General features: G+C 62.1%; 26 protein-coding genes. 13 read left to right on the forward strand and 13 right to left on the reverse strand.

What is annotated here, in order from left to right; genetic code table 11:
• Positions 1-104 precede the first annotated feature (104 nt).
• Together QN219_RS22085 and QN219_RS22090 are read right to left on the reverse strand one after the other, a co-directional pair.
• Positions 105-548, reverse strand: coding sequence for a universal stress protein (locus QN219_RS22085; protein WP_284002127.1), 444 nt, complete (start codon positions 546-548; stop codon positions 105-107).
• Between the two features lie 175 nt (positions 549-723).
• On the reverse strand, positions 724-1815 hold the full coding sequence (locus QN219_RS22090) for a DUF475 domain-containing protein (protein ID WP_284002128.1): 1092 nt from the start codon (positions 1813-1815) through the stop codon (positions 724-726).
• 425 nt (positions 1816-2240) lie between these two features.
• Here QN219_RS22090 and QN219_RS22095 point away from each other — a divergent pair, with 425 nt between their 5' ends.
• The 3 genes from QN219_RS22095 to QN219_RS22105 all read left to right on the forward strand — a co-directional run bounded on the left by QN219_RS22095 (position 2241) and on the right by QN219_RS22105 (position 3250).
• Positions 2241-2492 (forward strand): DUF982 domain-containing protein, encoded by a 252-nt coding sequence (locus QN219_RS22095; protein WP_284002129.1) that lies wholly within the window; start codon positions 2241-2243, stop codon positions 2490-2492.
• A gap of 238 nt (positions 2493-2730) precedes the next feature.
• On the forward strand, positions 2731-3024 hold the full coding sequence (locus QN219_RS22100; protein ID WP_284002130.1) for a DUF982 domain-containing protein: 294 nt from the start codon (positions 2731-2733) through the stop codon (positions 3022-3024).
• Positions 2996-3250: a DUF982 domain-containing protein gene (locus QN219_RS22105; protein WP_284002131.1), complete on the forward strand. Its 255-nt coding sequence runs from the start codon at positions 2996-2998 to the stop codon at positions 3248-3250. Before QN219_RS22100 ends, QN219_RS22105 begins: the two co-directional genes overlap by 29 nt.
• Before the next feature lie 46 nt (positions 3251-3296).
• Here QN219_RS22105 and QN219_RS22110 read toward each other — a convergent pair whose 3' ends face one another.
• Genes QN219_RS22110 through QN219_RS22120 form a run of 3 tightly spaced genes read right to left on the reverse strand, consistent with a single transcriptional unit; the run spans position 3297 to position 6087 of the window.
• Positions 3297-4076, reverse strand: coding sequence for an SDR family oxidoreductase (locus tag QN219_RS22110; RefSeq protein WP_284002132.1), 780 nt, complete (start codon positions 4074-4076; stop codon positions 3297-3299).
• Between the two features lie 36 nt (positions 4077-4112).
• The gene (gene dgoD, locus QN219_RS22115; protein WP_284002133.1) at positions 4113-5261 is read right to left on the reverse strand and encodes a galactonate dehydratase; all 1149 of its coding nucleotides are present in this window, start codon (positions 5259-5261) and stop codon (positions 4113-4115) included.
• A 46-nt stretch (positions 5262-5307) separates the two neighbouring features.
• Complete coding sequence (locus QN219_RS22120) at positions 5308-6087, reverse strand: FadR/GntR family transcriptional regulator (RefSeq protein WP_284002271.1); 780 nt, start codon at positions 6085-6087, stop codon at positions 5308-5310.
• A 191-nt stretch (positions 6088-6278) separates the two neighbouring features.
• On the opposite strand from QN219_RS22120, the gene QN219_RS22125 reads away from it, so the two are divergent.
• The 4 genes from QN219_RS22125 (at position 6279) to QN219_RS22140 (ending at position 10703) form a co-directional block, all read left to right on the forward strand.
• The gene (locus tag QN219_RS22125) at positions 6279-7262 is read left to right on the forward strand and encodes an arabinose ABC transporter substrate-binding protein (protein WP_284002134.1); all 984 of its coding nucleotides are present in this window, start codon (positions 6279-6281) and stop codon (positions 7260-7262) included.
• Between the two features lie 70 nt (positions 7263-7332).
• A complete protein-coding gene (gene araG, locus QN219_RS22130) occupies positions 7333-8859 on the forward strand; it encodes an L-arabinose ABC transporter ATP-binding protein AraG (RefSeq protein WP_284002135.1) in 1527 nt (508 codons plus the stop codon).
• Positions 8860-8861: 2 nt separating this feature from the next.
• Positions 8862-9812 (forward strand): L-arabinose ABC transporter permease AraH, encoded by a 951-nt coding sequence (gene araH / locus QN219_RS22135; RefSeq protein ID WP_284002136.1) that lies wholly within the window; start codon positions 8862-8864, stop codon positions 9810-9812.
• A gap of 6 nt (positions 9813-9818) precedes the next feature.
• A complete protein-coding gene (locus QN219_RS22140; RefSeq protein ID WP_284002137.1) occupies positions 9819-10703 on the forward strand; it encodes an aldose 1-epimerase in 885 nt (294 codons plus the stop codon).
• 91 nt (positions 10704-10794) lie between these two features.
• Here the strand turns inward: QN219_RS22140 and QN219_RS22145 are convergent, their stop codons facing one another.
• The 7 genes from QN219_RS22145 to QN219_RS22175 all read right to left on the reverse strand — a co-directional run bounded on the left by QN219_RS22145 (position 10795) and on the right by QN219_RS22175 (position 18041).
• Positions 10795-10941, reverse strand: coding sequence for a DUF1127 domain-containing protein (locus tag QN219_RS22145; RefSeq protein WP_173511620.1), 147 nt, complete (start codon positions 10939-10941; stop codon positions 10795-10797).
• 215 nt (positions 10942-11156) lie between these two features.
• Positions 11157-12464 carry a Gfo/Idh/MocA family oxidoreductase gene (locus QN219_RS22150; RefSeq protein ID WP_284002138.1) on the reverse strand — a complete coding sequence of 436 codons (1308 nt, stop codon included), beginning with the start codon at positions 12462-12464 and terminating at the stop codon, positions 11157-11159.
• A gap of 165 nt (positions 12465-12629) precedes the next feature.
• Positions 12630-13454 carry a sugar phosphate isomerase/epimerase family protein gene (locus QN219_RS22155; protein WP_284002140.1) on the reverse strand — a complete coding sequence of 275 codons (825 nt, stop codon included), beginning with the start codon at positions 13452-13454 and terminating at the stop codon, positions 12630-12632.
• Positions 13455-13499: 45 nt separating this feature from the next.
• Positions 13500-14918, reverse strand: a complete 1419-nt coding sequence (locus QN219_RS22160) for an enolase C-terminal domain-like protein (RefSeq protein ID WP_284002142.1) — start codon at positions 14916-14918, stop codon at positions 13500-13502.
• A 7-nt stretch (positions 14919-14925) separates the two neighbouring features.
• Entirely contained in the window at positions 14926-16089 is a 1164-nt protein-coding gene (locus QN219_RS22165; protein WP_284002143.1) for a dihydrodipicolinate synthase family protein, read from the reverse strand.
• 3 nt (positions 16090-16092) lie between these two features.
• Positions 16093-17241 (reverse strand): Gfo/Idh/MocA family oxidoreductase, encoded by a 1149-nt coding sequence (locus QN219_RS22170; protein ID WP_284002144.1) that lies wholly within the window; start codon positions 17239-17241, stop codon positions 16093-16095.
• Between the two features lie 122 nt (positions 17242-17363).
• Positions 17364-18041 (reverse strand): TetR/AcrR family transcriptional regulator, encoded by a 678-nt coding sequence (locus QN219_RS22175; RefSeq protein ID WP_284002145.1) that lies wholly within the window; start codon positions 18039-18041, stop codon positions 17364-17366.
• A gap of 212 nt (positions 18042-18253) precedes the next feature.
• Between QN219_RS22175 and QN219_RS22180 the strand changes: the two genes are divergently transcribed.
• The 6 genes from QN219_RS22180 to QN219_RS22205 are packed head-to-tail and all read left to right on the forward strand — an operon-like array spanning position 18254 to position 24602.
• Positions 18254-19540, forward strand: a complete 1287-nt coding sequence (locus QN219_RS22180; RefSeq protein WP_284002146.1) for an ABC transporter substrate-binding protein — start codon at positions 18254-18256, stop codon at positions 19538-19540.
• 4 nt (positions 19541-19544) lie between these two features.
• Positions 19545-20501 carry a sugar ABC transporter permease gene (locus QN219_RS22185; RefSeq protein WP_284002147.1) on the forward strand — a complete coding sequence of 319 codons (957 nt, stop codon included), beginning with the start codon at positions 19545-19547 and terminating at the stop codon, positions 20499-20501.
• Positions 20494-21381, forward strand: coding sequence for a carbohydrate ABC transporter permease (locus tag QN219_RS22190; RefSeq protein ID WP_284002148.1), 888 nt, complete (start codon positions 20494-20496; stop codon positions 21379-21381). Before QN219_RS22185 ends, QN219_RS22190 begins: the two co-directional genes overlap by 8 nt.
• Positions 21382-21402: 21 nt before the next feature.
• Positions 21403-22419, forward strand: a complete 1017-nt coding sequence (locus QN219_RS22195) for a Gfo/Idh/MocA family oxidoreductase (RefSeq protein WP_284002149.1) — start codon at positions 21403-21405, stop codon at positions 22417-22419.
• Position 22420: 1 nt separating this feature from the next.
• The gene (locus QN219_RS22200; protein ID WP_284002150.1) at positions 22421-23494 is read left to right on the forward strand and encodes a Gfo/Idh/MocA family oxidoreductase; all 1074 of its coding nucleotides are present in this window, start codon (positions 22421-22423) and stop codon (positions 23492-23494) included.
• Positions 23495-23522: 28 nt separating this feature from the next.
• On the forward strand, positions 23523-24602 hold the full coding sequence (locus QN219_RS22205; protein ID WP_284002152.1) for a sn-glycerol-3-phosphate ABC transporter ATP-binding protein UgpC: 1080 nt from the start codon (positions 23523-23525) through the stop codon (positions 24600-24602).
• Between the two features lie 67 nt (positions 24603-24669).
• Here the strand turns inward: QN219_RS22205 and QN219_RS22210 are convergent, their stop codons facing one another.
• Positions 24670-25920 (reverse strand): sodium:proton antiporter, encoded by a 1251-nt coding sequence (locus QN219_RS22210; protein WP_284002153.1) that lies wholly within the window; start codon positions 25918-25920, stop codon positions 24670-24672.
• Between the last annotated feature and the right edge of the window lie 5 nt (positions 25921-25925).

A 25925-nucleotide genomic window follows, 5' to 3' on the forward strand; every position in this document is an offset into this window, starting at 1 on the left:
ACGCTTTTCCGGCAACGGCCAAAGAAAAGCCCGGCGTCGGGAGACGCCGGGCCGAAAAACCGCCGGAGCTGTGGAGAAATCGTATCGCCTGGATGCTCCGCTCGCTATTTCTTCCTGTAGATCAGCACGGGGATCGTCGAATGCGTCAGCACCTTTGCGGCGACGCTACCGATGATCAGGGCGCCGACACCACCACGCCCGTGCGACGCCATGACGATGAGGTCGGCGCCGATATCCTCCGACTTCTTGATGATCGCGCGATAGACCTCGTGGCTACGGGCCTGATCAGTCTCGCACGGCACGCCGGCACGCTCGGATCTGGCTGCGGCGTCGGCAAGTATTTCCCCGGCATGCTGACGGGAGAATGCCTCATATTCCTCTTTCGTGCTGGCGAGTTGTTCGGCGTCGGTCGAAAAGAGGTGGAATGGCTCCATCACGGTCAACACCGTGATCCTTGCTCCAGCTTCCTTTGCAAAGGCAATGCCGGCGTCCAAAGCCAGTGTGGCGAGCGGCGAACCGTCGGTGGGGATGAGAATGTTGCGGAACATGAGAATCTCCCTTTGACTTCGGAGTTCAACCTAGCCGCATCGCTGCAAGTCACATTGACCCAGATCAACGTTTCGATATCGCTTATTTCCATTATATCACGCCAAGGCAAAAATGGCCCGGCGGGATCCCGCCGGGCCGTCTCTCGACAACGATATCGTCTCTCAGGCCTCTCTCCTAGGCTTCGACCCGAAACCGTGCGTTCGGCTCTTCTTCATGCGCCTCCCGCCGATTGTGACGGATCGACGACCAGAACGAGACACCGATGAGGCCCGCACCCCCAAGGCCGGTGACGACTTCGGGAATGTGGATCAGCGTCTGGAAGTACATCACCACCGAAAGGATCAAGATGGCGTAGAAGGCGCCATGCTCGAGGTAGCGATATTCGTTGAGCGTGCCCCTCTCGACCAGCATGACCGTCATCGAGCGGACATACATGGCGCCAATGCCCAGGCCGATCGCGATGATGAACAGGTTCTGCGTCAACGCGAATGCTCCGATGACGCCGTCGAACGAAAAGCTGGCATCGAGCACTTCCAGGTATAGGAACGCACCGAAACCGCCCTTCGCCGCCGCGCTCATCGTCTGTTGCGAAGCATCGAGCAAGCCGCCCACGACCTCGACGACGAGGAAGGTGAGCAACCCATAGATGCTGGCATAGACGAAAGTGTGCACGTACTGGGCTTCGAGCATGGTCGAGAAAGCGAGGATCACGCTCAGCACCAGGGCGATCTCGATGCCCTTGATCGTCGCGAAGCGCGCCATCTTGCGCTCCAGCCAGGCGATCCAGTGCACATCCTTCTCCTGATCGAAGAAGTAATTGAGACCAACCATCATCAGGAACGTTCCGCCGAAGGCGGCGATCGGCAGATGCGCGTCATTCATGATGCGGGCGTATTCTTCAGGGCGAACCGCCGCGAGGATCACCGCGTCGATCGGTCCGATATTGGCCGCGATGACGACGATCAGCAGCGGAAAGACGATGCGCATGCCGAAAACGGCGATGATGATGCCCCAGGTCAGAAACCGGTGCTGCCAGGCCGGTGTCATTTCCTTGAGCTTGTTGGCGTTGACGATGGCGTTGTCGAAGGAGAGCGAGATTTCGAGGACAGCGAGCACCGCACAAATGAAAAAGACGGTCATCGTGCCGCTGAACGTACCGGTCGACTGCCAGCCGAGCCAGACGCCAAGCAGCAGACCGAGGGCCGTAACGATGAAGGACCACTTGAAATAACCGAGGGCACTCGTTTGCGAACGGGGCTGGATCATGGACGACCCTCCCCGGCACAACGTGCCTCGGCGATTGTGGACGAGCGATTTCCTGTAACGAAAAAGCGCACAGCCGAATAGGCACATGCGTTGGGCATGAGATCAGTTTTCATGGTAGCTAATCCGCCGGCGTGATTTGCTGGCGGTACCGACATCACGAGAGCGCCGTAAAAACTCTCGCCAGAGGGGCCCGGCACCAATGTTCATCCCGCGGTTCGATGTCTAAAAGGCGGGATCGCCTTTTTACTTAGCAGGACAAGGCGTCTCGTCAAGGGGTGGAGCGGCAGCCGGCGCGCCGCCTTGCCGCCTGAAACGGACATAGACAGACGCGATAAAATTCGCGCGGCTCCGGCGTTGCGGATGGAACCAAAGTTGGCTCTGACGGGTTTGATTTCCAGCAAAAACGACCTGTGAGGCAACGCGCCATGCACAGTTTCTGGTGGGACAAGAGTGTCCAGGTGGAACTCGACGACGCAGGCAAATATCGCGACGTGAAGAGCACGCGCGAGGCGGTTGAATGCCTGATGCTGCGTTGGCCCCATCAGGACGGGCGCGCCCTTGCCGCTGCAAAACGCGTCTGCCTGCAGGCGCTTGAGGGCAAGGTCAAGACCGAGAAGGCTCGCAGGGCGTTTATCAAGGCTGCCGAAGAGGCGCACATTTCCATCCGGAGCCAGTAACAGCATTCGCATGTCCGGAAGCCTGTCGCTCCGAGGCACAAGAGCATCGGCCCGCGAAAATCGGGTTCGATCTCTGGAAAGCATGATGCCGCAAAGGCAAAGTCGTTAGGCATGCCTCGGCACCCAGCCGGTCCGAAGGCATTCAACTTGATACAGGACGCAGGATGTGCGGATATCCCTTTCGCTCGTTCCCTTATCCCGCGCCGATGACCCCGCTCGGGGACAGGAAAGGAAAGCGATGTACGAAATTCCGTGGAGTGCGCCGGTCAGCCTCACCATGCTGGACGGCAGGTGCCGCAAGGTCATCGGTCCGCTCGATGCGATGAAATGTCTGCAGAGCGAATGGCCCGTGCGAGGCGGCGCCTACTACAGCTATGCGATGCGCACCTGCGAAGCGGCGCTCAAGCGCCGGAAAAGCCCGAGCGAAGCACGCGCGGCCTTCATCTGTGCGTCGCGAGAGGCTTTTCTGACAATCCTGGCCGGTCAAGGGCGGGAGGAAGGCAATGATGGATACCGGCGGCCCCTGGAGTGAATGCGTACCTATCCGCATGCCAAACGAGACGACCGTTCACATGGTCTCCAACACGCGCCAAGCCGCGGAACTGCTGTCGAAGCACTGGCCGGTCAACCGCGGCCAGGCCTATAGGCACGCACTCGACATCTGCCAGGGAGTGCTCGAACGCGATTGGCCGTCCTACGTCGCCCGCGCTGCCTTTGTCGCGGCGGCAAAGGAGGCGGGCGTAAATCTGCTGGATTGAAATCGGTCCGAACGGCTTTGCGTGCCGCGACGCAGAGAAAGCCCAATCAGGCGGGGTGATGCAGCACGCTGAGGCCACCATCGACGGTCAGGCAGGCAGCATTCATGAAAGTGCATTCGTCGGAAATCATGAACAGCGCCGCGCGGGCGATCTCATCAGCCGTCGCGATGCGCCCGCCCGGATGCAGCTTCATCGTTTCCGCTTCGGCTGCTTTCGGTTCGGGGAAGCTGTTCCAGTAGTCGATCACCTTCTGGGTCAGCACGTAGCCCGGAGCGAGCGCGTTCACGCGGATTCCCTTCGATGCATATTCGATCCCGAGCGACTTCGTCATGCCGATGAGCGCATGCTTGGCAACGGGATAGGGGAAGGTATGAGGAATGATGGTGAAGGCATGCGTCGAGGCGATGTTGAGGATCACCCCGCCGCCCGCCTCTATCATGCCCGGAAGTGCGGCCTTGCAGCAGTTCCAGGCGCCCTTGAGGTTCACGTCGAAGCAGCGCTGCCATTCCGCATCGCCCGTCGCCAGCGGCTCCGCGAAAACATTGATGCCGGCATTGTTGACCAGCGCGTTGGGGCGCCCGATGGTCTCCGCCGCCCTGGCAAAGGCCGCAGCGACTGCCCCGACATCGGTGATATCGGCGACCGCCGAGGAGACTTTGCCACCCTCGGCCCGGAGCCGCGTCGCCTCATTCTCAAGCAGCGGCCCATCGCGATCGATCAGGAAGAGACTGGCGCCCTCGCCCTGGAAGACTTCGGCCATGGCAAGGCCAATGCCCTGGGCGGCGCCCGTTATGACGATGCGTTTGCCATCGAGCCGGTTGCCCATGAGCTTTCCTCCTCTTTCTCGATCCGCGTTATCGCGTCACCATTCGGCGACGCTGCCATCTTCGTGGCGCCAGATCGGGTTGCGCCAGCGATGGCCCTCCCGAGCACGCTCGATGACGTAGGCCTCGTCGACCTCGACGCCCAACCCAGGCCCTTGCGGGATCGACACGAAGCCATCCTCGTAGCGGAACACCTCCTTGTTGGAGATGTAATCGAGAATGTCGTTGGCCGCATTGTAGTGGATGCCGAGGCTCTGCTCCTGGATGAAGGCGTTGTAGCTGACGGCATCGACCTGAAGGCAGGCCGCGAGCGCGATCGGACCGAGCGGGCAATGCGGCGCGAGCGCCACGTCATAGGCCTCCGCCATCGCCGCGATCTTGCGGCACTCGGTAATGCCGCCCGCATGGGAGAGATCGGGCTGGATGATGTCGACGTAGCCGTCGGCAAGGACCGACTTGAAATCCCAGCGGGAATAGAGGCGCTCGCCTAGCGCAATCGGCGTCGAGCAATGGTTGGCGATCTCCTTCAGCGCCTCCCGGTTTTCCGACAGCACCGGCTCCTCGATGAACATCAACTTGAACTGCTCGAGTTCCTTGGCAAGCACCTTGGCCATCGGCCGATGCACACGGCCATGGAAGTCGACGCCGATGCCGACGTGCGGGCCGATCGCGTCCCGGATGGTGCCGATGGTCGAGACGGCCTTGTCGATCTTCTCGTTGCTGTCGACGATCTGCAGCTCTTCGCAGCCGTTGAGCTTGATCGCCTTGAAGCCGCGGGCGACGACATCCTTGGCATTGCGGGCGACATCGCTCGGACGGTCGCCGCCGATCCAGGAATAGACCTTGATCCTGTCGCGGCACTGGCCGCCGAGCAACTGGTGGACCGGCTGGCCGAGAGCCTTGCCCTTGATATCCCAGAGCGCCTGGTCGATGCCGGCAAGAGCACTCATGTGCAAGGCGCCGCCGCGATAGAAGCCGCCGCGATACATCACGTTCCAATGGTCCTCGATTAGAAACGGATCCTTGCCGACGAGGTAATCAGCGAGCTCGTGCACGGCCGCCCCGACTGTCAGTGCCCGGCCTTCGACCACTGGCTCGCCCCAGCCGACAACGCCCTCGTCGGTTTCGATCTTGAGAAACAGCCAGCGCGGCGGAACGATATAGGTGGTCAGCTTGGTAATCTTCATGACGTGATGTCCATTGAGGGAAGAGCAAACGGGCGGGCTGCCCGTTTCACGGGTTGTTCAGAAGAGTGGCGCCTGCGGGCCGGTGCCGTTTGACGGCCGCCGCGAGGTCGCGGGCCGCAAGATCCAACATGCGCATCGAGCATTCGCGCGCCCCCGCCTTGTCGCGCATGCGCAATGCCTCCACCAGCTCGCCATGGATGTCGATGGCCTCATCCCGGCGTTCGGCGGCCTCGTTCGAAGCGTGCAGAGAGAATTTGAGCGCAGCCTGGATGATGCCGACGAGTTGCAGGAAGACCTGATTATGGCTCGCCTTCAGAAGGCAGGTGTGGAAGGCGACGTCAGCCTCGGTGAAGCCCGCGACGTCGCGCTCGCCGTCGCGCATGCCCTGCCAGGCGCGTTCGAGATCGGCGATTTCCTGCACAGTCGCGCGCTCCGCGGCGAATTCCGCCGCCGCCGGCTCGATCGCCCGCCGCGCTTCCAGAATGCAGTTCAGCAGGTCGAATTCGAAGATGCGCTCGCCGATCCATTCGAGTACCTGCGAATCGAGAATGTTCCACTCTTCCTTGTTGCAGACGACCGTGCCGACGCGGGAACGGCCGCGCACCATGCCCTTGGATTCGAGAATCTTCAGCGATTCGCGGATCACGGTGCGGCTGACGCCATACCGATCGCAGAGATCGTTTTCGCGAGGCAGGAACGTGCCGACCGGAAAGACCTCGGCGCAGATGTCGGAGGCAATGGCCCGCGTAATGTTCTTCTGGACGCGCGGGCGGCGCTGCAGCCGTTCCGCCGCAATACCCTGGTGCTCCTGCCCTTCCGCTGTCATCGCCTTCCCCACGCTGATCAAGTCGATGCTCCTTAGCGCAGATCGCCGAGGCTGGCGACAGCGCGCCGAAGCGCACGCGTTCATTATCATACATCACTATCTTATTCATCATACAAAGGCAATTGACGAATATGATGATTCATCATACACCAATGCCAACTGCAGGAGGCAGTTCATCAGGGAGAGACACCATGCGCTTCATCAAGGCAGCCATTCTGGCTGGTACCGTCGCCGTACTCGCCGCCACTTCGGCATTCGCCGCCGACGTCAAGATCGGCTTCATCGTCAAACAGCCCGAGGAGCCGTGGTTCCAGGACGAATGGAAGTTCGCGGACGTCGCCGCCAAGGAAAAAGGCTTCACGCTGGTCAAGATCGGTGCCGAAGACGGCGAGAAGGTCCAGTCGGCCATCGACAATCTCGGGGCGCAGGGCGCACAGGGTTTCATTGTCTGCACGCCCGACGTCAAGCTCGGCCCGGGCATCGTCGCAAAGGCTGCCGCCAACGACCTCAAGCTGATGACCGTCGACGACCGCCTGGTCAACGCCGACGGCAGCCCGATCGAGGACGTTCCGCACATGGGAATCTCGGCCACAAAGATCGGCGAGGCCGTCGGCCAGGCGATCGTCGACGAAATCAAGAAGCGCGGCTGGGACATGAAGGAGGTCGGCGCGATCCGTGTCTCTTACGACCAGTTGCCGACTGCTGTCGACCGTGTCGAAGGCGCCCTTTCCGTTCTCAAGGCCAACGGTTTCCCGGAAGCCAACATCTTCGACGCGCCGCAGGCCAAGACCGATACGGAGGCCGCCCTCAACGCCTCGACGATCGTGCTCAACAAGAACGCCGGCATCAAGAAATGGGTCGCTGTCGGCCTCAATGACGAAGCAGTGCTCGGCGCCGTCCGCGCGACCGAATCCGTCGGTATTCCCGCAGACAGCATGATCGGCGTCGGCATCGGCGGCGCGGAGTCGGCGATCAACGAGTTCAAAAAGCCCGCCGCCACCGGCTTCTTCGGCACCGTGATCATCTCGCCGAAGCGTCACGGCTACGAAACCGCGCTCAACATGTACGACTGGATTGCCAACGAGAAGGAGCCGGAAAAGCTGATCCTGACCGCCGGCCAACTGGCGCTGCGCGACAACTACGAAGCCGTCCGCAAGGAACTCGGCATCGAGTAACCGTCCCTGACGAATCAATGAGCCCGGCGGTACGACTCGTACCGCCGGGCACCTCGCTTCGGAGCAGCGCATGCAGGACTTCCTCGAATTCCGATCCATTTCCAAAGGTTACCCCGGCGTCCAGGCGCTGTCGGATGTCTCCTTTGCCGTTCGCAAGGGCGCCGTCCACGGGCTCATGGGCGAGAACGGCGCCGGCAAGTCGACGCTGATCCGGGTTCTGTCCGGCGATCAATCGGCCGATGAGGGCGAGATCCGCATCGACGGCGAAGTGCAGCACTACCGCTCCGTGCGCGACGCCTTCCATGCGGGCGTCATCGTCATCCACCAGGAACTGCAGCTCGTGCCGGAGCTGACGGTCGCCGAAAACCTTTGGCTCGGCCATTTCCCGGGCAAAGGCGGCGTGATCGACCGGCGGAAACTCATCGGCGTCGTCTCCCAAAAACTTGCCGAGATCGGCATCGAAGTCGACCCAACCGCCAAGGTCGCGTCGCTTTCAATCGGCGAGCGCCAGATGGTCGAGATCGCCAAGGCAGTGATGCTCGATGCGCGCGTCATCGCTCTCGACGAGCCGACGTCGTCGCTCTCGTCCCGCGAAAGCGAAATCCTCTTCGCCCTCATCGATCGCCTGCGCGCGAACGGCACCGTCATCCTCTATGTATCGCATCGCCTCGACGAGATCTTCCGGCTTTGCGATAGCCTCACGGTGCTGCGCGACGGCAAGCTCGCCGCACATCATCCTGACATTTCCAAGGTGACGCGCGACCAGATCATTTCCGAAATGGTCGGGCGCGAAATCGCGAACATCTGGGGCTGGCGAGGGCGCAGCTTCGGCGCCGAGCGGCTGCGGGTCGAAAACGTCGCGGGACCGAAACTGAAGGTCCCGTTGAGCTTCGCGGTCCGGCGCAGCGAGATCGTCGGCTTTTTCGGCCTGATTGGCGCAGGCCGCAGCGAGATGGCGCGGCTCGTCTATGGAGCCGATGCGCGCAGCCAGGGCAGCGTGTCGGTCGACGGCGCAGTCGTGCCGGCAGACAGCCCGCCAAAGTCGATCCGGGCCGGCATCGTCCTCTGCCCGGAGGACCGCAAATTCGATGGCATCGTTCAGGGCCGGTCGATCGAGGAAAACATGACGATCTCCTCGCGCCGCCACTTTTCGCGCTTCGGCATCATCAACCCGAAGAAGGAAAGCGAGCTCGCCGACAAGTTCATCGCCAAGCTTCGCGTGCGAACACCGTCCCGCCGTCAGGACATCGTCAACCTCTCGGGCGGCAACCAGCAGAAAGTCATTCTCGGTCGCTGGCTGTCCGAGGAGGGCATCAAGGTTCTCATCGTCGACGAGCCGACGCGCGGCATCGACGTCGGTGCGAAATCCGAGATCTACGAAATCCTCTACGGGCTTGCCGAACAGGGCATGGCGATCGTCGTCATCTCCAGCGAATTGCCGGAAGTGATGGGCATCGCGGATCGCATTATCGTGATGTGCGAGGGACGTCTCGCGGCAGACATGCCGCGCGCAGAATTCGATGAGCGGCGGATCCTCGCGGCAGCCCTTCCCGACATCAAGAACAGCAAAGACCTTCCCCTTACACAGGTGCAGTGACGATGACCCATTTGAAAAAAATCCTTCTCGGCGAACAGGGCCTCGTCGTCATCTTCGCGGTCGCCTTCGTCATCGTATCGTTGGCGGTTCCGAATTTTCTGAGCGAACGCAACATGCTCGGCCTGCTGCAGTCGGTCGTCACGATCGGCATCATTGCCTGCACCATGATGTTCTGCCTCGCCTCACGCGATTTCGACCTTTCCGTCGGCTCGACGGTAGCGTTTTCCGGCATGGTGGCGGTGATGGCATCGAACGCCATGGGCTCAATCCTGCTCGGGCTGCTGGCCGCCGTCCTGTGTGGCGCCGTCGTCGGTGCCATCAACGGCGTCGTCATCGCCCGCTTCCGCATCAATGCGCTGATCACCACGCTTGCCACCATGCAGATCGTCCGCGGCTTCGCGCTGATCGCTTCGGACGGCCGCGCCGTCGGCATCAACGATCCGTCCTTTTACCAGCTGGCACTGTCGCGCTTCCTCGGCATCCCGACACCGATCTGGGTGATGGGCCTGTTCTTCGTCGTCTTCGGTTTCGTGCTGAACAGGACCGTCTTCGGCAAGAACACGCTGGCGATCGGCGGCAACCCGGAGGCCTCGCGCCTCGCCGGCGTAGATGTCGCCCGCATACGCATCTGGATCTTCGCGCTGCAAGGCATCGTCTGCGCCGTTGCAGGCGTGCTGCTCGCCTCTCGCATCACCTCCGGCCAGCCCAATGCCGCGACGGGCCTCGAGCTTTCAGTCATCTCGGCCTGCGTGCTCGGCGGCGTTTCGCTGGCGGGCGGCCGCGCGGCGATGACCGGCGTCATCGTCGGCGTTTTGATCATGGGCATCGCCGAAAACGTCATGAACCTGCTCAACATCCAGGCCTTTTATCAGTACGTGGTGCGCGGCCTGATCCTGCTGCTGGCGGTGCTCCTTGACAATTTGCGCTCGGTCGCGGGCCGACAGCGCGTCTGACCGCCGATGCCAGACGACGTCTTGCATCTCAGGAACGACGAAATCTCGGTCGAGCTGAGCCGTTTCGGCGGCTCGCTCATCGCCGCCACCTGGCGCGGCATCCCGTTCCTCAAACCGACTGCAACCGCCGGGGTCGCGACTCAGCGCTTCGGCGCCGATGGGAGCTTCCCGCTCGTGCCCTTCGGCAATAGGATCGAAGGCAACAGCTTCACGTTCGATGGAGAGCGCTTCTTCCTCGAGCCGAATACCTCCCGCGATCCATTCTGCCTGCATGGGGATGGATGGCTCGGCGAATGGGAGCTGACATCGCGCAGTGGAGAACAGGCGACACTTTCCTACGTCCACGCCGAGCGGGCCGGGAACCCCTATGCCTATGAGGCCGTACAGGATGTGCGGCTGGACGGCAGCACGGTGGTTGTCTCCCTGAGGGTCACGAACATGTCGGCGCGCCGGCTACCCTTTGGATTGGGGCATCACCCCTTCTTTCCACGCACGGCCGGGACCCGGCTCCGGGCGAGGGCAAAACGCATCTGGGGCGAAAGGACCGGACATCTGCCCGACGCTCCCGGCCCAATTTCCCGCACGCTCGATTTCACCGAGGGCAATACGTTCCCCGCTCACTGGATGAACAATGCCTATGACGGCTGGGACGGAGAAGCCGTGATCGAATGGCCCGAACTTCAGTTAGCATTGCGGCTTAAAACGCAGGGACCGTTCGGATGTTTCATGATCTATTCGCCGGGTGCGGATGCGGACTTCTTCTGTTTCGAGCCGATGACGCATCTGCCGAACGCTCACAACATGCCGAAAGAAGCCGGCGGCCTCGTCGCGTTGAAGCGGGGACAAAGCCTCGCCGGCACCGTCACGTTTCATCTGGCGCCCATAGGCTGAGAGCGGAGCAAAACAAAAGCGCCCGCTGGGAGGTGCAGGCGCTTGAACAGATCTACATCAGTTCTGAAGTGGGCGTACCCGTCTAAGGGCCTTAGCGGCCGACAGCGGCGCGGGCGACGCGATGGATATCGGCGCGATCAATGCCGAGGTCGCTGAGTTCGCGGGTCGACATGCGGCCCAGTTCGGCGACCGTCTGACGGTACTTGCGCCAGTTGTTAAAAGAGCGTGCTACGTTCATTTTTTGATCCCCCTTTCATGGGCTTTCGAAGCCTGTCTGCCAGTCCGTGGCGCCTCGTTTGCTTCGATGGGCCACATATAGTGCCTGACCTCGGGGGATTGCAGCGCTCATATGTCAGCGCACCCATGCGTCAAATGCATGGATGCGGGCGTGACCAATTGTGACGGCGCGAGGAAGCGTTCAGCTGGGCTGCAGCGCGAGCGGCCGACCGAAACTCATTGCCGACCGGCGGAGGCGGAGATTTGCGTCGCGGACAGGGGGACAGAGCCGACTTCGTCCGCGAAGAGCTCCGGCATCAGATCGGCAAGCCGGACCAGCTTGCCTGTGCGCGAGCTCTGGAGCGCCGCGATCCCGCAGAGGACCGACATCGCCCCGGCGCGTGCGCCTGCCCGCTGCCTCAACGGGTCCGTCGCATCTGCCTTGAAAAGCATGTTCCGCAGCCGATCATCGCCTCCGTAATGTCCGCCGGGGGAATGCGGCACGGCGATGCGCTCCACGCCCGGGCGGCCTTTCGGAAAATTGCGGACCAACAGGATGACGTCTTCCTCTGGCATCTCCCACGGCTGGTCCTCGTACTGGCGAAGCTCGATCCGGCCTTTCGTTCCGTTGAAGGCGATGTGGTGGCCCTCGATCGGCTGGAAGGTGTTCAACGAATAGGAGACGTGGACATTGTTGCGGTAGCGTAGGTTCGCGACCATCGTATCGGGAATGTCGATGTCCTCGCGGAAGACGCAGCCGTCGCGGAAGTAGCCGTCGATCTCGGAGGGGTCCTCGTAGAGCGCGTCGAGGAACGGGTCGGCTTCGAGATCCAGGTAGAAATCGCAGTCATTCTTATGGGGACAGAGCTTGCAGCGTGGTCCCCGGAAGGGTCCTTTGCGCCCGTACGTCTGCAGGTCGGCGAATGCCGTGACGGCATCCGGATCGCTTTCGAGATACCAGTTCAACAGATCGAAATGGTGGGTCGCCTTGTGCACGAAGAGGCTGCCCGACCGTTCCGTGTAGGCATGCCAGCGACGGAAATAGTCGGCGCCGTGTTCGGTATCGAGATACCAATGAAAGTCGACGGAGGTGACACGGCCGATCTCGCCGGAATTCAGCAGTTCCTTGATGCGGGCCGCGGTCGGCGCGAAGCGGTAGTTGAAAGAGACGTCCACCCGCCTGCCCGTACGCTTCTCAGCGTCCAGAATGCGGCGGATCTTCTCGACGGTCGTCGACATCGGCTTTTCGGTGATGACATCGGCGCCAGCTTCAAGAGCGCGAACGACGATGTCGTCATGCGTGTCGTCGGGGGTACAGACAATCACCAGATCGGGGCGCGCTTCGGCAAGCATCGCATCGACATTGCCGTAGATGGGCGCATTGGTGGCAATCATCGTGCGGGCGCGTTCGGCTCTGAGCGCATTCGTTTCGGCAATGGCGACGAGATCCACCTGGCCGCGCCAACCGGCGAGCAGGTCCTTGCCCCACATCGTGGTGCCGCGGTTGCCGGTGCCGACCAGCGCAAAACGACGTTTGTTATCCATCTTCCTCACGCAACCCTGTCTGGAGTGACGCCGCGCGACCGGCGGCTGTATTAGTACAACATGTAAATTCAACATACATGCTAGTGGTTGAAATCCGCGAGCGTCAAGGTATTTTCCGCCGCGTTTGTCACCAACTTGTAAGACGCATGATCGAGCAGCCCATCCTCAGCAGCAGCTACGATAACGTTCCACGCAGGTGGCGATCACCTCCTCGGCCGGCCGCTTCCACCAGTTCTCGGCTGAGAAGATCTCGACCTCCTGCGCCCCATGAAAGCCGGCTGCCTCGATCCGGCGACGGATCCCCTTCAAATCGATGACGCCGTCGCCCATCATGCCGCGATCCGTCAGCATGTCCCTGGTCGGGACCAGCCAGTCGCAGATGTGATGCGCAAGGATCGCCTTCATTTCGCCTGCCCGCGCGATCTGATTGGCGAGATCGGGGTCCCACCAGACGTGGTAGACGTCGATCGCAACACCGACACCGGGGCCGAGCGCTTCGCACATATCGAGCGCCTGGCCGAGCGTGTTCACGCAGGCCCGGTCGGCGGCATACATCGGATGCAGGGGCTCGATCGCAAGCGGCACGCCGGCCGCGCGCGCATGCCGCAACACCGTGGCGATGCCGTCCTCGACCATTCGGCGGGCCGCGTCGATGTTCTTCGATCCACCGGGCAGACTGCCGACGACCAGAACCAGGCAATCGGCGCCGAGCGCCGCCGCCTCGTCGATCGCGCGTCTGTTGTCGTCGATGGCCTTCTCGCGGCCCAGCGCGTCTGCTGCCGGGAAGAAGCCGCCACGGCAGAGGCCGGTGAGCTTCAGCCCGTTGGATTTGACGATGCGAACCGCCTCATCGAGCCCAACCGCCGCCACCTGATCCCGCCAGGGAGCGATCGCCGTGATCCCATGTTTCAAACAAATGTCGACGGCTTCGGCAAAACCGCACTGCTCGCGGATCGTCGCCAGATTGATGGAAAGACCCTCGACCTGCATGCTGTTCTCCTCCCAAATCTCGTTTCGCATATTGGGCGACATGCACTAGCTCGCCGTCATCGACGCCCAGTCCGGCTCGACAGACGAGCCCAGGCCGATTGCTCTCAAGGCAGTCCCAAAAGTGAGCCCGCCCCCCTTGATGGCGAGCCGCGCCCGGCCGGACACCCCGTTGTAAAGGTCGCCATGGTCGGCCAAATAGGACGCTTGCTCGCTCGCTGGGGCTTGCGCCATACCGTCGACGTAATGGTGACCGTTGCGTTCGACATGGCCGGCACCGATAAGCGCCGCCAGAACGAGGTCCTGCTGAAGCGCCAGGCCCGATTGCGTCGTCAGGTCCTCGGCGGACATGAAATACCGTGACGAACCCGCCTCGCGGTTCCATTTCTCGACACGCGCACGGTTGATCAGCGCCCGATAGAAACCCTTGCAGGATTTCGACGAGATGCCCGTGTACCCGAGATCGCGAGCGCGCAGAAAGGCATCGGCTTCGCCGTCGGATTCGTCGATTTCCAGCGGGATCCGCGCAGCGACGGCCTCGACCAACCTCGACAACGCCTCGGCCCGCGCGATCGGCTGCTCGAAGAAGAGAATGGATCGTCGCAGCTTTCCGAGACGCGGCTCCCTCTGCACGCAATCGAGAAGGCCGGCCGCCGCGTCGGCGCTTTCGAACTGCTCGTTCCCATCGAGCGTCAGTCGATAGCCATCGACAGTCCGATCGAGCACCGAGGCGATCGCAATCAGCCGCTCGGCGTCTTCCGCGGGGCGCCCGGAAACCTTGATCTTGAAACAGCGGTGGCCATAGGCCGCAATCACCTCTTCCAGCGTCTGCGGCAGACCGTCCTTGAGCCGCTGCTCCGGCGCGAGATCGGCGGCGGTTAACGCATCGGCGAGCCCGATCGTATGTCGCACCGCGAGCTGCGGCGAAGGCTCGAGCCGTGAGAAAAAGCCTGTGAGATCGAAGCCCGCAAGATCCGGCGCGGTGGCGTTGGTGATGCCGAGCAGATCGTGCCGGACGGCGTCGACCGCACTTGCGCCTTTCATCCGGCACACGGCGTCGATGATGGCACGATCGATGAGTGCCAGACCGTAGGACGCCACGAGCGGCGGGAGGCCGCGGCCCGCAGCCGCCCCATGATGATCGGCCTCGGCGGCGGCATGCAGCCCGAAGGGCGTCATTGCACCAACCGCCCGCAAGCTTTCCATCGCCAGATGCAGCGACGCGCGAAGCTGCGCAATGTTGTCATCCGGCGAAAGGGCCGGATTCTTGTCGAACCATTTCGGCATCATCATCTCGGCCGACCAGCCGGTGGACTCATGGCCGCTGTCGTCTGCGATCCTCACCCGAACGAAGGCCTGCGGCGCGCTCTCGACGCGCGCCGCCCCGAATCGGAAGGGGAAGCGGAAACCAACCTGCCGCTCGAAGATGTCCGCCTCAACGAGCCTTACGACGGGAGCCTCGGTCATAGCGGCCTCAGTCGATGCCATGGACGGCGAGAACGCGCCGCATGCGCGAGACCGCCAGTTCCGGATCGGCAAGAGCGCCCGCCCTGTCCGCCAGACGGAAGAGTTCGGCAAGATGAGCAAGCGAGCGGGCGCTCTGTTGCCCGCCGATCATCACGAAGTGATCCTGCAGGCCATTCAGATAGGCGAGGAAGACGACGCCGGTCTTGTAGAAGCGCGTCGGCGCCTTGAAGATGTGACGCGACAGCGGCACGGTCGGCTCCAGCAATTCGAAGAATTCGCCGTTGCGCCCTTTGCCGAGCGACTCAAGTGCCGCTGACGCCACCGGCGCGATCGCATCGAAGATACCGAGCAGCGCGTCCGAGTGTCCCTCCTCGTCGCCGGCGATCAACTCGGCGTAATTGAAGTCGTCGCCGGTATACATGCGCACGCCCTTCGGCAGCCGGCGCCGCATGGCGATTTCCTTCTCCTTGGACAGAAGCGATATCTTGATGCCATCGACCTTTTCGGCATGCGACTCGATGACGGCAAGGCAGGTCTTCATCGCCTCCATGTGGTCGGCATTGCCCCAGTAGCCTTCGAGTGCCGGGTCGAACATCTCGCCCAGCCAATGGATGATCACCGGCTCTTTCACCTGCGAAAGGATGCGGTCGTACACGCGGATATAATCGTCCGGCTCTTTCGCCGCTGCCGCCAGCGCCCGGCTGGCCATCAGGATGATCCGACCGTTTTCTGCTTCGATCGTCTCGATCTGGCTCTCATAGGCTCTGAGAATATCGTCGATCGAGACATCCGGGCCGGGCGCCAGATGGTCGGTGCCGGCGCCGCAGGCGATCAGCGCGCCGGAGCGCCCGCGCGCTTCGGCTAGCGCGCAGCGGATGAGTTCGCGCGCTTCCGGCCAACCGAGGCCCATGCCGCGCTGGGCCGTATCCATCGCCTCGGCGACACCGAGCCCAAGATCCCAGAGGCGATGGCGAAAGGCGAGCGTCCGCTCCCAATCGATCGCCGGCGTCAGCCATGGGTCGTTATCGGCAATCGGATCGGCGACGACGTGCGCGGCGGCGAAGGCAACCCTCGGGAAATCGGCCGGCGCACGTTTTTGCAAGGGAACCGGCCGACCGGCCAACTCATAACGCGCAAGCCTGCCTTCAAGGGGAAGATCGATGGCGGTCATCGCTCAGAACTCCAGTGCCGGTACATCGAGCCAACGACGCTCGGCCCAAGATTTCAGCCCCAGCTCTGCAAGCTGCACGCCCTTGGCGCCGGCCTCCAGTCCATAGGACCAGGGAGCATCCTCGGCGACGTGGCGAAGGAACATCTCCCATTGCGCCTTGAACCCGTTGTCGAACACCTGCGTGTCCGGCACCTCGTCCCAGGTGTTGTAGAAATCGATGGTCTGCGGCTGATCCGGGTTCCAGACCGGCTTCGGCGTGTTGACTCTGTGTTGCGTCCAGCATTTCGTCAGCCCCGCGACGGCCGAGCCGTGCGTTCCGTCGACCTGGAAGGTGACGAGATCGTCGCGGCGTACCCGCACAGTCCAGGAGGAGTTGATCTGCGCGATCACACCGCCTTCGAGCTCGAAGGTCGCATAGGCCGCATCGTCTGTATCGCAGTCATAGGTCCGGCCCTGCTCGTCGACACGGCTTGGAATATGGGTGGCGCCGAGGCAGGAGACGGCGCGGACCTCGCCGAAGAGGTTGTCCAGCACGTAGCGCCAGTGGCAAAGCATATCGAGAATGATGCCGCCGCCGTCGCCCTTTCGGTAATTCCACGAGGGGCGCTGGGCAGGCACGCCCCAATCGCCTTCAAAGACCCAGTAACCGAATTCGCCGCGCACCGAGAGGATCTTTCCGAAGAAGCCCGAGTCCCTGAGCAGCGCCAGCTTGCGCAGCCCGGGCAGGAACAGCTTGTCCTGCACGACACCGTGCTTGAGGCCGGAGGCGCGCGCCTTGCGGGCAAGCTTGACGGCTATGCCGAGATCATCGGAAATCGGCTTCTCACAATAGACATGCTTGCCGGCATCGAGCGCCCTGCCGATGAGGTCGGCGCGCATCAGCGTCGTGCCGGCGTCGAAAAAGATCTGGTCGTTGGGATCGGCAAGCGCCCCATCGAGATCGGTCGACCAGCGAGCGATATTATGGCGCTTGGCCAATTGCTCGATCTTGTCTCGGTTGCGGCCGACGATGATCGGATCGATCTCCAGTCGTTCGCCGGATTTGAGCGTGATCCCGCCCTGATCGCGGATGGCCAGTATCGAGCGCACCAGATGCTGATTGTAGCCCATCCGGCCGGTGACGCCGTGCAATATAATCCCCAAACGTGGCATGCGGTCTCCTCCCTGCCAGGCCTCGTGGGAGCGGACCAGCCCTCCCAAGCCAGTAACTAATCAGTTACTTTGTGGCAGAGATAAAGCACACCTGTCAACAAAAAAAACGACATGTCAGAGATTCAGCGTCGGATTGAAGCCAAAGTCACATGAACGATGTGACGCTCCCAGCCCTCGAGACTGGGCCGTTCCGCGAGATCACGACCGAAAATCGTCGACAGCGTGTACTGGTTCGAGAGGTAGAAATAACCGAGCGCGGCCATCGTCAGGTAGAGGTGCAACGGGTCCACATCCTCCCGGAAAATGCCCTTTGCCCTGCCCCGGTCGAGCAACTCGGAGAGCTTTCCCATGAGTTGCGAATGCAGCTCCTTGAGCCGCGTCGATTGACGCAGCCAGCGGGCGCGATGAAGGTTCTCCGTACCGAGCAGACTCAGGAACTCCGGATGCTCAAGGAAGTACCTCCATGTGAACATCGCCAGCTCGGCGATGCCCTCCTCTGGCTCCAAGTCACTGAGATTGATGGATTTCTCAGCCGTCCTTATGCCGATATAGGCCTCTTCCAGGACCGCGAGGTAGAGCTGCTCCTTGTCGCCGAAGTAATGATAGAGCATGCGCTTGTTGATGCCGGCTCGCTCGGCTATGGCATCGACTCGCGCCCCGCCCATGCCGTTTTCCGCGAATTCCTTGGTGGCGGCCGCAAGGATAGATGCGCGCGTCCGCTCGGGATCGCGCTGCGCGGAACGCTCAGCGCGCGCGCCGTTTCCATTCGTTCCTCTCGCGCCCGCTTGCGCCTTCTCCATTCCATCACCTCCAGCACCGCTTGCCTTCGGCGGCAGTCGATGCGACATCGTAAAGATAATTTACAAGATAATGACAGCATTTCACACAACTGCTTGACACGATCTTTGCTTGCCCCTAGTTTGTAACCAATTAGTTATTTATTGCAAGAGGTCTCAACAAGTCGACTATGAGACGGAGCGTTGTGGAGGCGCTCCCGAGGGAGGAGGAACAAATGACGCATCGCATCAGCAGACGCAGTGTGCTTGCAGGAGGAGCGGCACTTCTTTCATATTCCGCGCTGGCACCCCGCGCGTTCTCGCAGGAGGCGCGGCTGCGCCTGCTCTGGTGGGGATCGCAGACCCGCGCCGACCGCACCAACAAGGTCAGCGAGCTTTTCAAGGCAGCCAATCCGGGGGTTGCGATCAACGGCGAATTCCTCGGCTGGAGCGACTACTGGCCACGCCTGGCGACGCAAGTGGCGGGGGGCAACGCGCCCGACGTCATCCAGATGGATTACCGCTACATCGTGGAATATGCCCAGCGCGGCGCGCTTGCGCCGCTCGACAGCTATCTCGGCTCGGTGCTGAAGGTCGAGGACTTCGACCAGGTGCAGATCAAGGGCGGCAGTGTCGACGGCAAGCTCTACGGCATCAGCCTCGGCGCCAACTCGACGGCGATGATGGTCAACACGGTCGCCTTCGAGGAAGCCGGCGTCGACTTGCCGACGCCGTCGACCACCTGGGATGACCTCGCCCGCATGGGCGTTGAGATCACCAAGGCCGGAAAGCGCAAGGGCTATTACGGCCTCTCGGACGGCAGCGGGGTTGAACCGCTCCTCGAAAACTGGCTTCGCCAGCGCGGCAAGGCGCTGTTCACCGCGGATGGCAAGATCGCCTATGACGCGAACGACGGGGCCGAATGGTTCGCCATGTGGCAGAAGATGCGCGAGGACAAGGCGTGCGTGCCGGCAGATATTCAGGCACTCGACCAGTTCAATATCGAGACGAGTCCCTTGTCGCTCGGAAAGGCGGCGACGTCCTACGCCCATTCCAACCAACTCGTCGGTTATCAGGCAATCAACAAAGACAAAATTGTGCTCAGAAGCCATGCGCTGATCAGCAAGGATGCCAAGGGCGGCCATTACCGCAAGCCATCGATGTTCTTCTCGGTGTCGGCCAAGAGCAGCGATCCGGAACTCGGCGCCAAATATGTCAACTTCTTCGTCAAGGATCCGGAAGCCGCCAAAATCCTCGGCGTCGAACGCGGCGTGCCGGAATCGGCCTCCGTACGCGAGGCGCTCGCGCCGTCGCTCGATGACCTCGGGCGGGCAGCACTCGACTATGTCTCGGGGCTCGGAGCGCTCGCCGGCGATCTGCCGCCGCCGCCGCCGTCGGGTGCCGGCGAGGCGGAGCTAGCTCTGCGCAGCGTCGCCGAGCAGGTGGCCTTCGGCCAGCTCGACGCAAAGCAGGGCGGCGAGACGCTGGTGAACGAGGTCACACAGATCCTGTCGCGAGGTTAAGGAGATGGCGGCCGTGCAGGATTCCGTTGTCGCGATCGGCGGGGGCGCCCAGGCGCGCCCCGCCGCACAGGGCCGTTGGGCCAGTCTCTGGGCGAAGCACGGGGCCGGCTACATGTTCCTGATGCCGTGGCTCATCGGCTTCTTCGGCCTGACGCTCGGGCCTGCCGTTGCGTCGCTCTATCTCTCCTTCACGAGCTTCGATCTGATCCGCGCGCCGGAATGGGTCGGAGCCGCCAATTACGTCCGTATCGCGACAGCCGATCCGAAATTCGCTGCCGCGATGCAGGTGACCTTCCTCTATGTCGTGCTTTCGGTGCCGTTCAAGCTTACCTTCGCGCTGCTCGTCGCCATCCTTCTCGATCGCGGCGTCCGGGGGCTCACCGTCTATCGCGCCATCTTTTACTTGCCTTCGCTGCTCGGCGGCAGCGTCGCGATCGCCGTGCTCTGGCGGCAACTCTTTGCGGGCGACGGCCTCATCAACAGCCTGCTTGCCCAGTTGGGGATCGAAGGCCCGAGTTGGATCTCGCATCCGAATTATTCGATCTGGACGCTGGTCGTCTTGAGCGTTTGGCAATTCGGCTCGCCGATGATCATCTTCCTTGCCGGTCTTCGCCAGATCCCGACCGATATGTATGAGGCCGCAAGCCTCGACGGCGCGTCGAAGTTCCGGCAGTTCTACAAGATCACACTGCCGCTGCTCACCCCGGTCATCTTCTTCAATGCGGTGGTTCAAACGATCGATGCGTTCAAGGCCTTCACCCCGGCCTTCATCATTTCCGGCGGCACCGGCGGACCGATCAACTCGACGCTCTTCTATACGCTCTATCTCTACCAGGAAGCATTCGGCAATTTCCGCATGGGCTATGCCTCGGCCCTGGCCTGGATCCTGGTGCTGATCATCGCGCTGTTCACCGCCTTTTCCTTCCTGACCTCTCGCTACTGGGTGCACTACGATGACTGACGCGATCATGAGCTCCGTAACCGCCCCGCCATCGGCACCGCTCGGCCGCCGCGGCCCATTGGGGTCGATCCTAGTCCACGCCGGCCTGATCGCCGCGTCGATCGCGATGCTCTACCCGCTCCTGTGGATGATTTCCGCGTCGGTGAGGCCGGAGGACGAGATCTTCGCCTCGACCTCGCTCTGGCCGTCATCGATCGATTTCGCATCCTATTTGCGCGGCTGGTTCGGACTCGACATCAGCTTCGGGCGCTTCTTCTGGAATTCACTCGTCGTGTCCGTGCTGACGGTGATCGGCAACGTCGTCGCCTGCTCGCTCGCTGCCTACGCTTTCGCCCGGCTTCGCTTCGCCGGCCGCAATTTCTGGTTCGCGATCATGCTGGGGACGCTGATGATCCCCTATCACGTGACGCTCATTCCTCAATACGTGCTCTTCCTCAATCTCGGCTGGGTGAACACGTTCCTGCCGCTCGTGGTGCCGAAATTCCTGGCGAGCGACGCCTTCTTCATCTTCCTGATGGTCCAGTTCTTCCGCGGAATCCCGCGCGAACTCGACGAGGCGGCTATGATGGACGGCTGCGGCCCCTGGCGCATCTACTGGAAGATCATGCTGCCGCTCTCGCTTCCCGTGCTGGCGACGGCTGCGATCTTCTCCTTCATCTGGACCTGGGACGATTTCTTCGGACCGCTCATCTATCTGAACGACATGAACACCTACACGATCCAGCTGGGCCTCCGAACCTTCGTCGACTCGAGCAGCACTTCGGACTGGGGCGGGCTCTTCGCCATGTCGACGCTATCGCTCGTGCCCGTGTTCTTCTTCTTCCTGTTCTTCCAGCGCCTCCTGATCGAAGGCATCGCAACCACCGGCATGAAACGCTGATCGACGGAGTTGGAGTTTACCATGGACGAATTGCGTTTCGCCGCCGTCGGGCTCAACCACAACCACATCTACGGCCAGGTCAATTGCCTCGTCAGAGCCGGCGCCCGCCTCGTCGGTTTCCATGAAAAGGACGATGCGCTGACCGCGGAATTCTCAGGCATCTACAAGGACGTGCCGCGCATCGCGACGCTCGAGCAGATCCTCGAAGACGAGAGCATAGGCCTCATCACGTCCGCCGCGATCTCGGCCGAGCGGGCGGAGCTGGCGATCCGAGCCATGCGCCACGGCAAGGACGTGCTCGTCGACAAGCCGGGCATGACGAGCCGGGACCAACTCGCCAAGGTGCGCCGGGTCCAGGCCGAAACGGGGCGGATCTTCTCGATCCTCTATTCCGAGCATTTCGAGAGCCCGGCAACGGTGAAGGCAGGAGAACTGGTCGCCGCCGGCGCCATCGGCGAGGTCGTGCACGTGGTGGGCCTCGGCCCGCATCGGCTGCGCAGGGAAAGCCGCCCTGACTGGTTTTTCCGCCGCGCGGACTACGGCGGCATCTTGACCGACATCGCCTCGCACCAGTGCGAGCAGTTCCTGTTCTTCACCGGCGCCAGCGATGCGACCATTTTGTCGGCAAGCGTCGACAACAGGAGCGTCCCCGACGAGCCGGAGTTGCAGGATACGGGCAACATCCATCTTTCGACGGAGCGAGCCACCGGCATGATCCATGTAAACTGGCTGACACCAGACGGCATGCCGACCTGGGGCGACGGCCGGCTCTTCATCGTCGGCACGACCGGCACGATCGAGGTGCGCAAGACGGTCGATCTCGCCGGTCGCGAGGGGGGCCATCACCTGTTCCTGGCTGACCGCAACGGCGTCGAACACATCGATTGCTCGGCTGTCGAACTGCCGTTCGGTCGCCAATTTCTCGCCGATATTCGCGACAGAACCGAAACCGCGATGCCGCAGGAACGCTGTTTCAAGGCCATGGAGCTTGCCCTTTCGGCGCAAGCGATCGCCGAACGTAATTGGGAAAAGAATTGAGATGAGCATCAAGACAGTCGCCATCATTGGCTGCGGGATCGGGCGATCGCACATCGTCGAAGGTTACCTGCCGCATCCGGACAAGTTTCGGGTTACGGCGCTCTGCGACCTCAACGTGGAACGGTTGAACGAGGTCGGCAACGAGTTCGGCATCGAAAAACGAACGACCTCGTTCAAGGAACTACTTGCCGACGATAGCATCGACATCATCGATATCTGCACCCCACCGGGCATCCACCTCGAACAGGTGCTCGACGCACTCGCCTCGGGCAAGCATGTCGTCTGCGAGAAGCCTCTGACGGGTTCGCTCAAGGGAGTCGACCGGATCATGGAAGCGGAGAAGCAGGCCAAGGGCGTGCTGATGCCGATCTTCCAGTATCGCTATGGCGATGGCATCGAGAAGGCGAAGCGCATCATCGACACCGGCATCGCCGGCAAGCCCTATGTGGGTTCGGTGGAGACCTTCTGGCTGCGTACGCCGGAATATTATTCCGTCCCCTGGCGCGGCAAATGGGAAACCGAGCTTGGCGGCGTGCTCGTGACCCACGCGCTCCATCTACACGACATGATGCTGCATCTCCTCGGCCCCGTCGCAAGCGTCTTCGGCCGCGTCGCGACACGGGTCAACGATATCGAGGTCGAGGACTGCGCCTCGGCGAGCCTGCTCATGCGGAACGGCGCCTTCGTGTCGCTCTCCTGTACGCTCGGTTCGCAGGAGCAGATCAGCCGGCTCCGCCTGCACTTCGAGAACGTCACCTTCGAAAGCAGCCATGAACCCTATGCGCCGGGCAAGGATCCCTGGAAAATCATCGCCGCCAACGAGACTGTTCAGGCTGAGATCGACGAGGTGATCGGCGACTGGCAGCCGGTTTCGCCCCGCTTCACCACGCAGATGGCCCATTTCCACGCCTTTCTCAGCGGCAACGGGCCGCTTCCCGTCACCACCAAGGATGCACGGCAGGCGTTGGAACTGGTGACGGCGATCTATCAGTCCGCCGATACGGGCCGCGAGATAGCACTTCCGGTCGGACCGGAGAGTCCGAAATATGCCAACTGGCGCGCGAACACGAGGTAACGGCAAAGGCCGCAGGGAGGAATTCGAAATGGCAACCAGCGTCGTTCTTCAGAAGGTCGAGAAGCGCTACGGCGCGCTCGATGTGATCCACGGCATCGACCTCACCATCGACCCCGGTGAATTCGCCGTCTTCGTCGGCCCGTCCGGCTGCGGCAAGTCGACCCTGCTGCGCATGATCGCCGGTCTGGAGGAGATCACCGGCGGCACTCTGATGCTCGATAGCGACCGGATGAACGAAGTAGCACCAGCCAGGCGCGGCATCGCCATGGTGTTCCAGTCGTACGCGCTCTACCCGCACATGTCGGTCTACAAGAATCTCGCCTTCGGCCTTGAAACGGCAGGCTACAAGAAGGCGGAAATCGAGCCGAAGGTGCGCCGCGCTGCCGAAATCCTGCAGATCGAAAAGCTGCTCGATCGCAAGCCGAAGGCGCTTTCCGGCGGTCAGCGCCAGCGCGTGGCGATCGGCCGGGCGATCGTGCGGGAGCCTCGCATCTTCCTGTTCGACGAACCGCTTTCGAACCTCGATGCGGAACTCCGCGTACAGATGCGCGTCGAAATCTCCCGACTTCACCGTGACCTCGGCAACACGATGATCTATGTGACCCACGACCAGGTGGAAGCCATGACCATGGCCGACAAGATCGTTGTCCTGAACGCGGGCCGCATCGAGCAGGTGGGGGCGCCGCTCGACCTCTACAACAATCCCGTCAACCGCTTCGTCGCCGGCTTCATCGGCAGCCCGAAAATGAACTTCCTCAAGGCGCGCATCGCTGCGGTCGGCGAAGCGGAAACGGCAATCCAGGTATGCGGCGGCACGATCCGGCTGCCCCGACGTCTGGACGGCGCAACAGCGGGACAGGACGTCACGTTCGGGATTCGGCCGGAACATCTTTCCGCGCGCGAGGACGGCATCGCGCTCGCCCCAATCAATGTCGAACTCGTGGAAAACCTCGGCGGCGAAACCATGCTTTACGGTATCACCCCGGACCAGCAGCAGCTCACCGTCGCCCTGGATGGCCAGCAGAAAGTGGAGCGCGGCACCAATCTGGCCGTCCACTTCGATCCTTCGCGCTGCCACGTCTTCGGCGCCGACGGCAAGGCAATGTAAAGAACCATCATTGGCGATCGCGACCGTCATTGCAGCGCCGTTGCCCCATGCGGGACACGGGGTCGGTTTAATCCGCCTGGGCGTCTCCAATAATTTTGCGCCGCCTGTCGAGCCAGCGCATCGCTGGCGTGACGGTCAGCCCATGCATAACAATGGAAGCAAGTACGATCAGGGCGACGGCAGACCAGAGCAGGCCCACTTCTTCGAAGTTCGCCATCCCCGTTGCAAATGCAAGATAATAGATTGAACCGACACCACGGATTCCAAACACGGCGATCGCGGCTCTCTCTCCCTTCGGCAGAACCGAGGGAAGGCTTAGCCACCCGGAAGCCGGCCGAACAATCAATATCACGAACAGCGCGAATGCGACCAGGCGCCAATCAACGTTGCCAATGAGCTGCCCGACACTGACAGCCGCTCCGAAGCACACGAGAAGCACCATCATCAGCAGCCTTTCGATCTGCTCCGAGAAATCGTGAAGCTCCTTATGAAATTCGTGGTGCCGCTCGACGGTGCGGAAGGAAAGCGCCGCGACGAAGACGGCCACGAATCCATAGCCATGCATGAGCTCCGTAAGGCTGTAGGCGAGACAAGTGATTCCCAAGGCGACAAAGCCGTCGCCGGTGCGCACGAGCGCGGCCTGTTTCGGGAAGCGGAACGTGGCATAGCCGAGCACCTTGCCGACGAGCCAGCCCACGGCGATACCGGCGAAGGGTCGCCACAGCACATCGAAGAGGAGCCAGCGGGAGAACCAGTCCGGTTCCTCGGCCGAGAGTGCAATTGCGATCGCCAGATAGACGAAAGGGAAGCTGAGCCCATCGTTCAAACCAGCTTCGGATGTGAGTGCGAAGCGGACCTCGTCCTCCTTGCCGGTCTGAGGCGGCCCGACTTGGACGTCGCTGGCGAGCACCGGATCAGTCGGGGCAAGGGTAGCCGCAAGCAGAATGGCCGAAGCAGCCCCGAGCCCGAGTATCCAAGAGGCACCGACAGCCATCATGGCAATCCCCAACGGCATTGCGATCCCGAGAAGTCGCCATGTGAGCGCCCAGCTGCGCAGGCCGACCCGGCGGTCAATCTTCAGGCCCGCCCCCATCAGCGCGACGATGAGGGTGAACTCGGTCACCCGCTCTATGACAAGCCGGCTGTCGAAAGAGGCCAAGTGGGTGATCGGGTTGAAGATCGTCTGTCCGACCAGCATGCCGATTGCGATGCAAAAGATGGGCAGCGAGAGCGGCAGCCGACGAAAGGCCATGGGGATCCAGGCCGTCAGCAACACTACCAGCCCGAATAGTCCAAGAGCTATATGGTAACGCTCCATTCTCC

The sequence above is a fragment of the Sinorhizobium sp. 8-89 genome (genome assembly GCF_030124325.1).
Classification (GTDB): domain Bacteria; phylum Pseudomonadota; class Alphaproteobacteria; order Rhizobiales; family Rhizobiaceae; genus Sinorhizobium.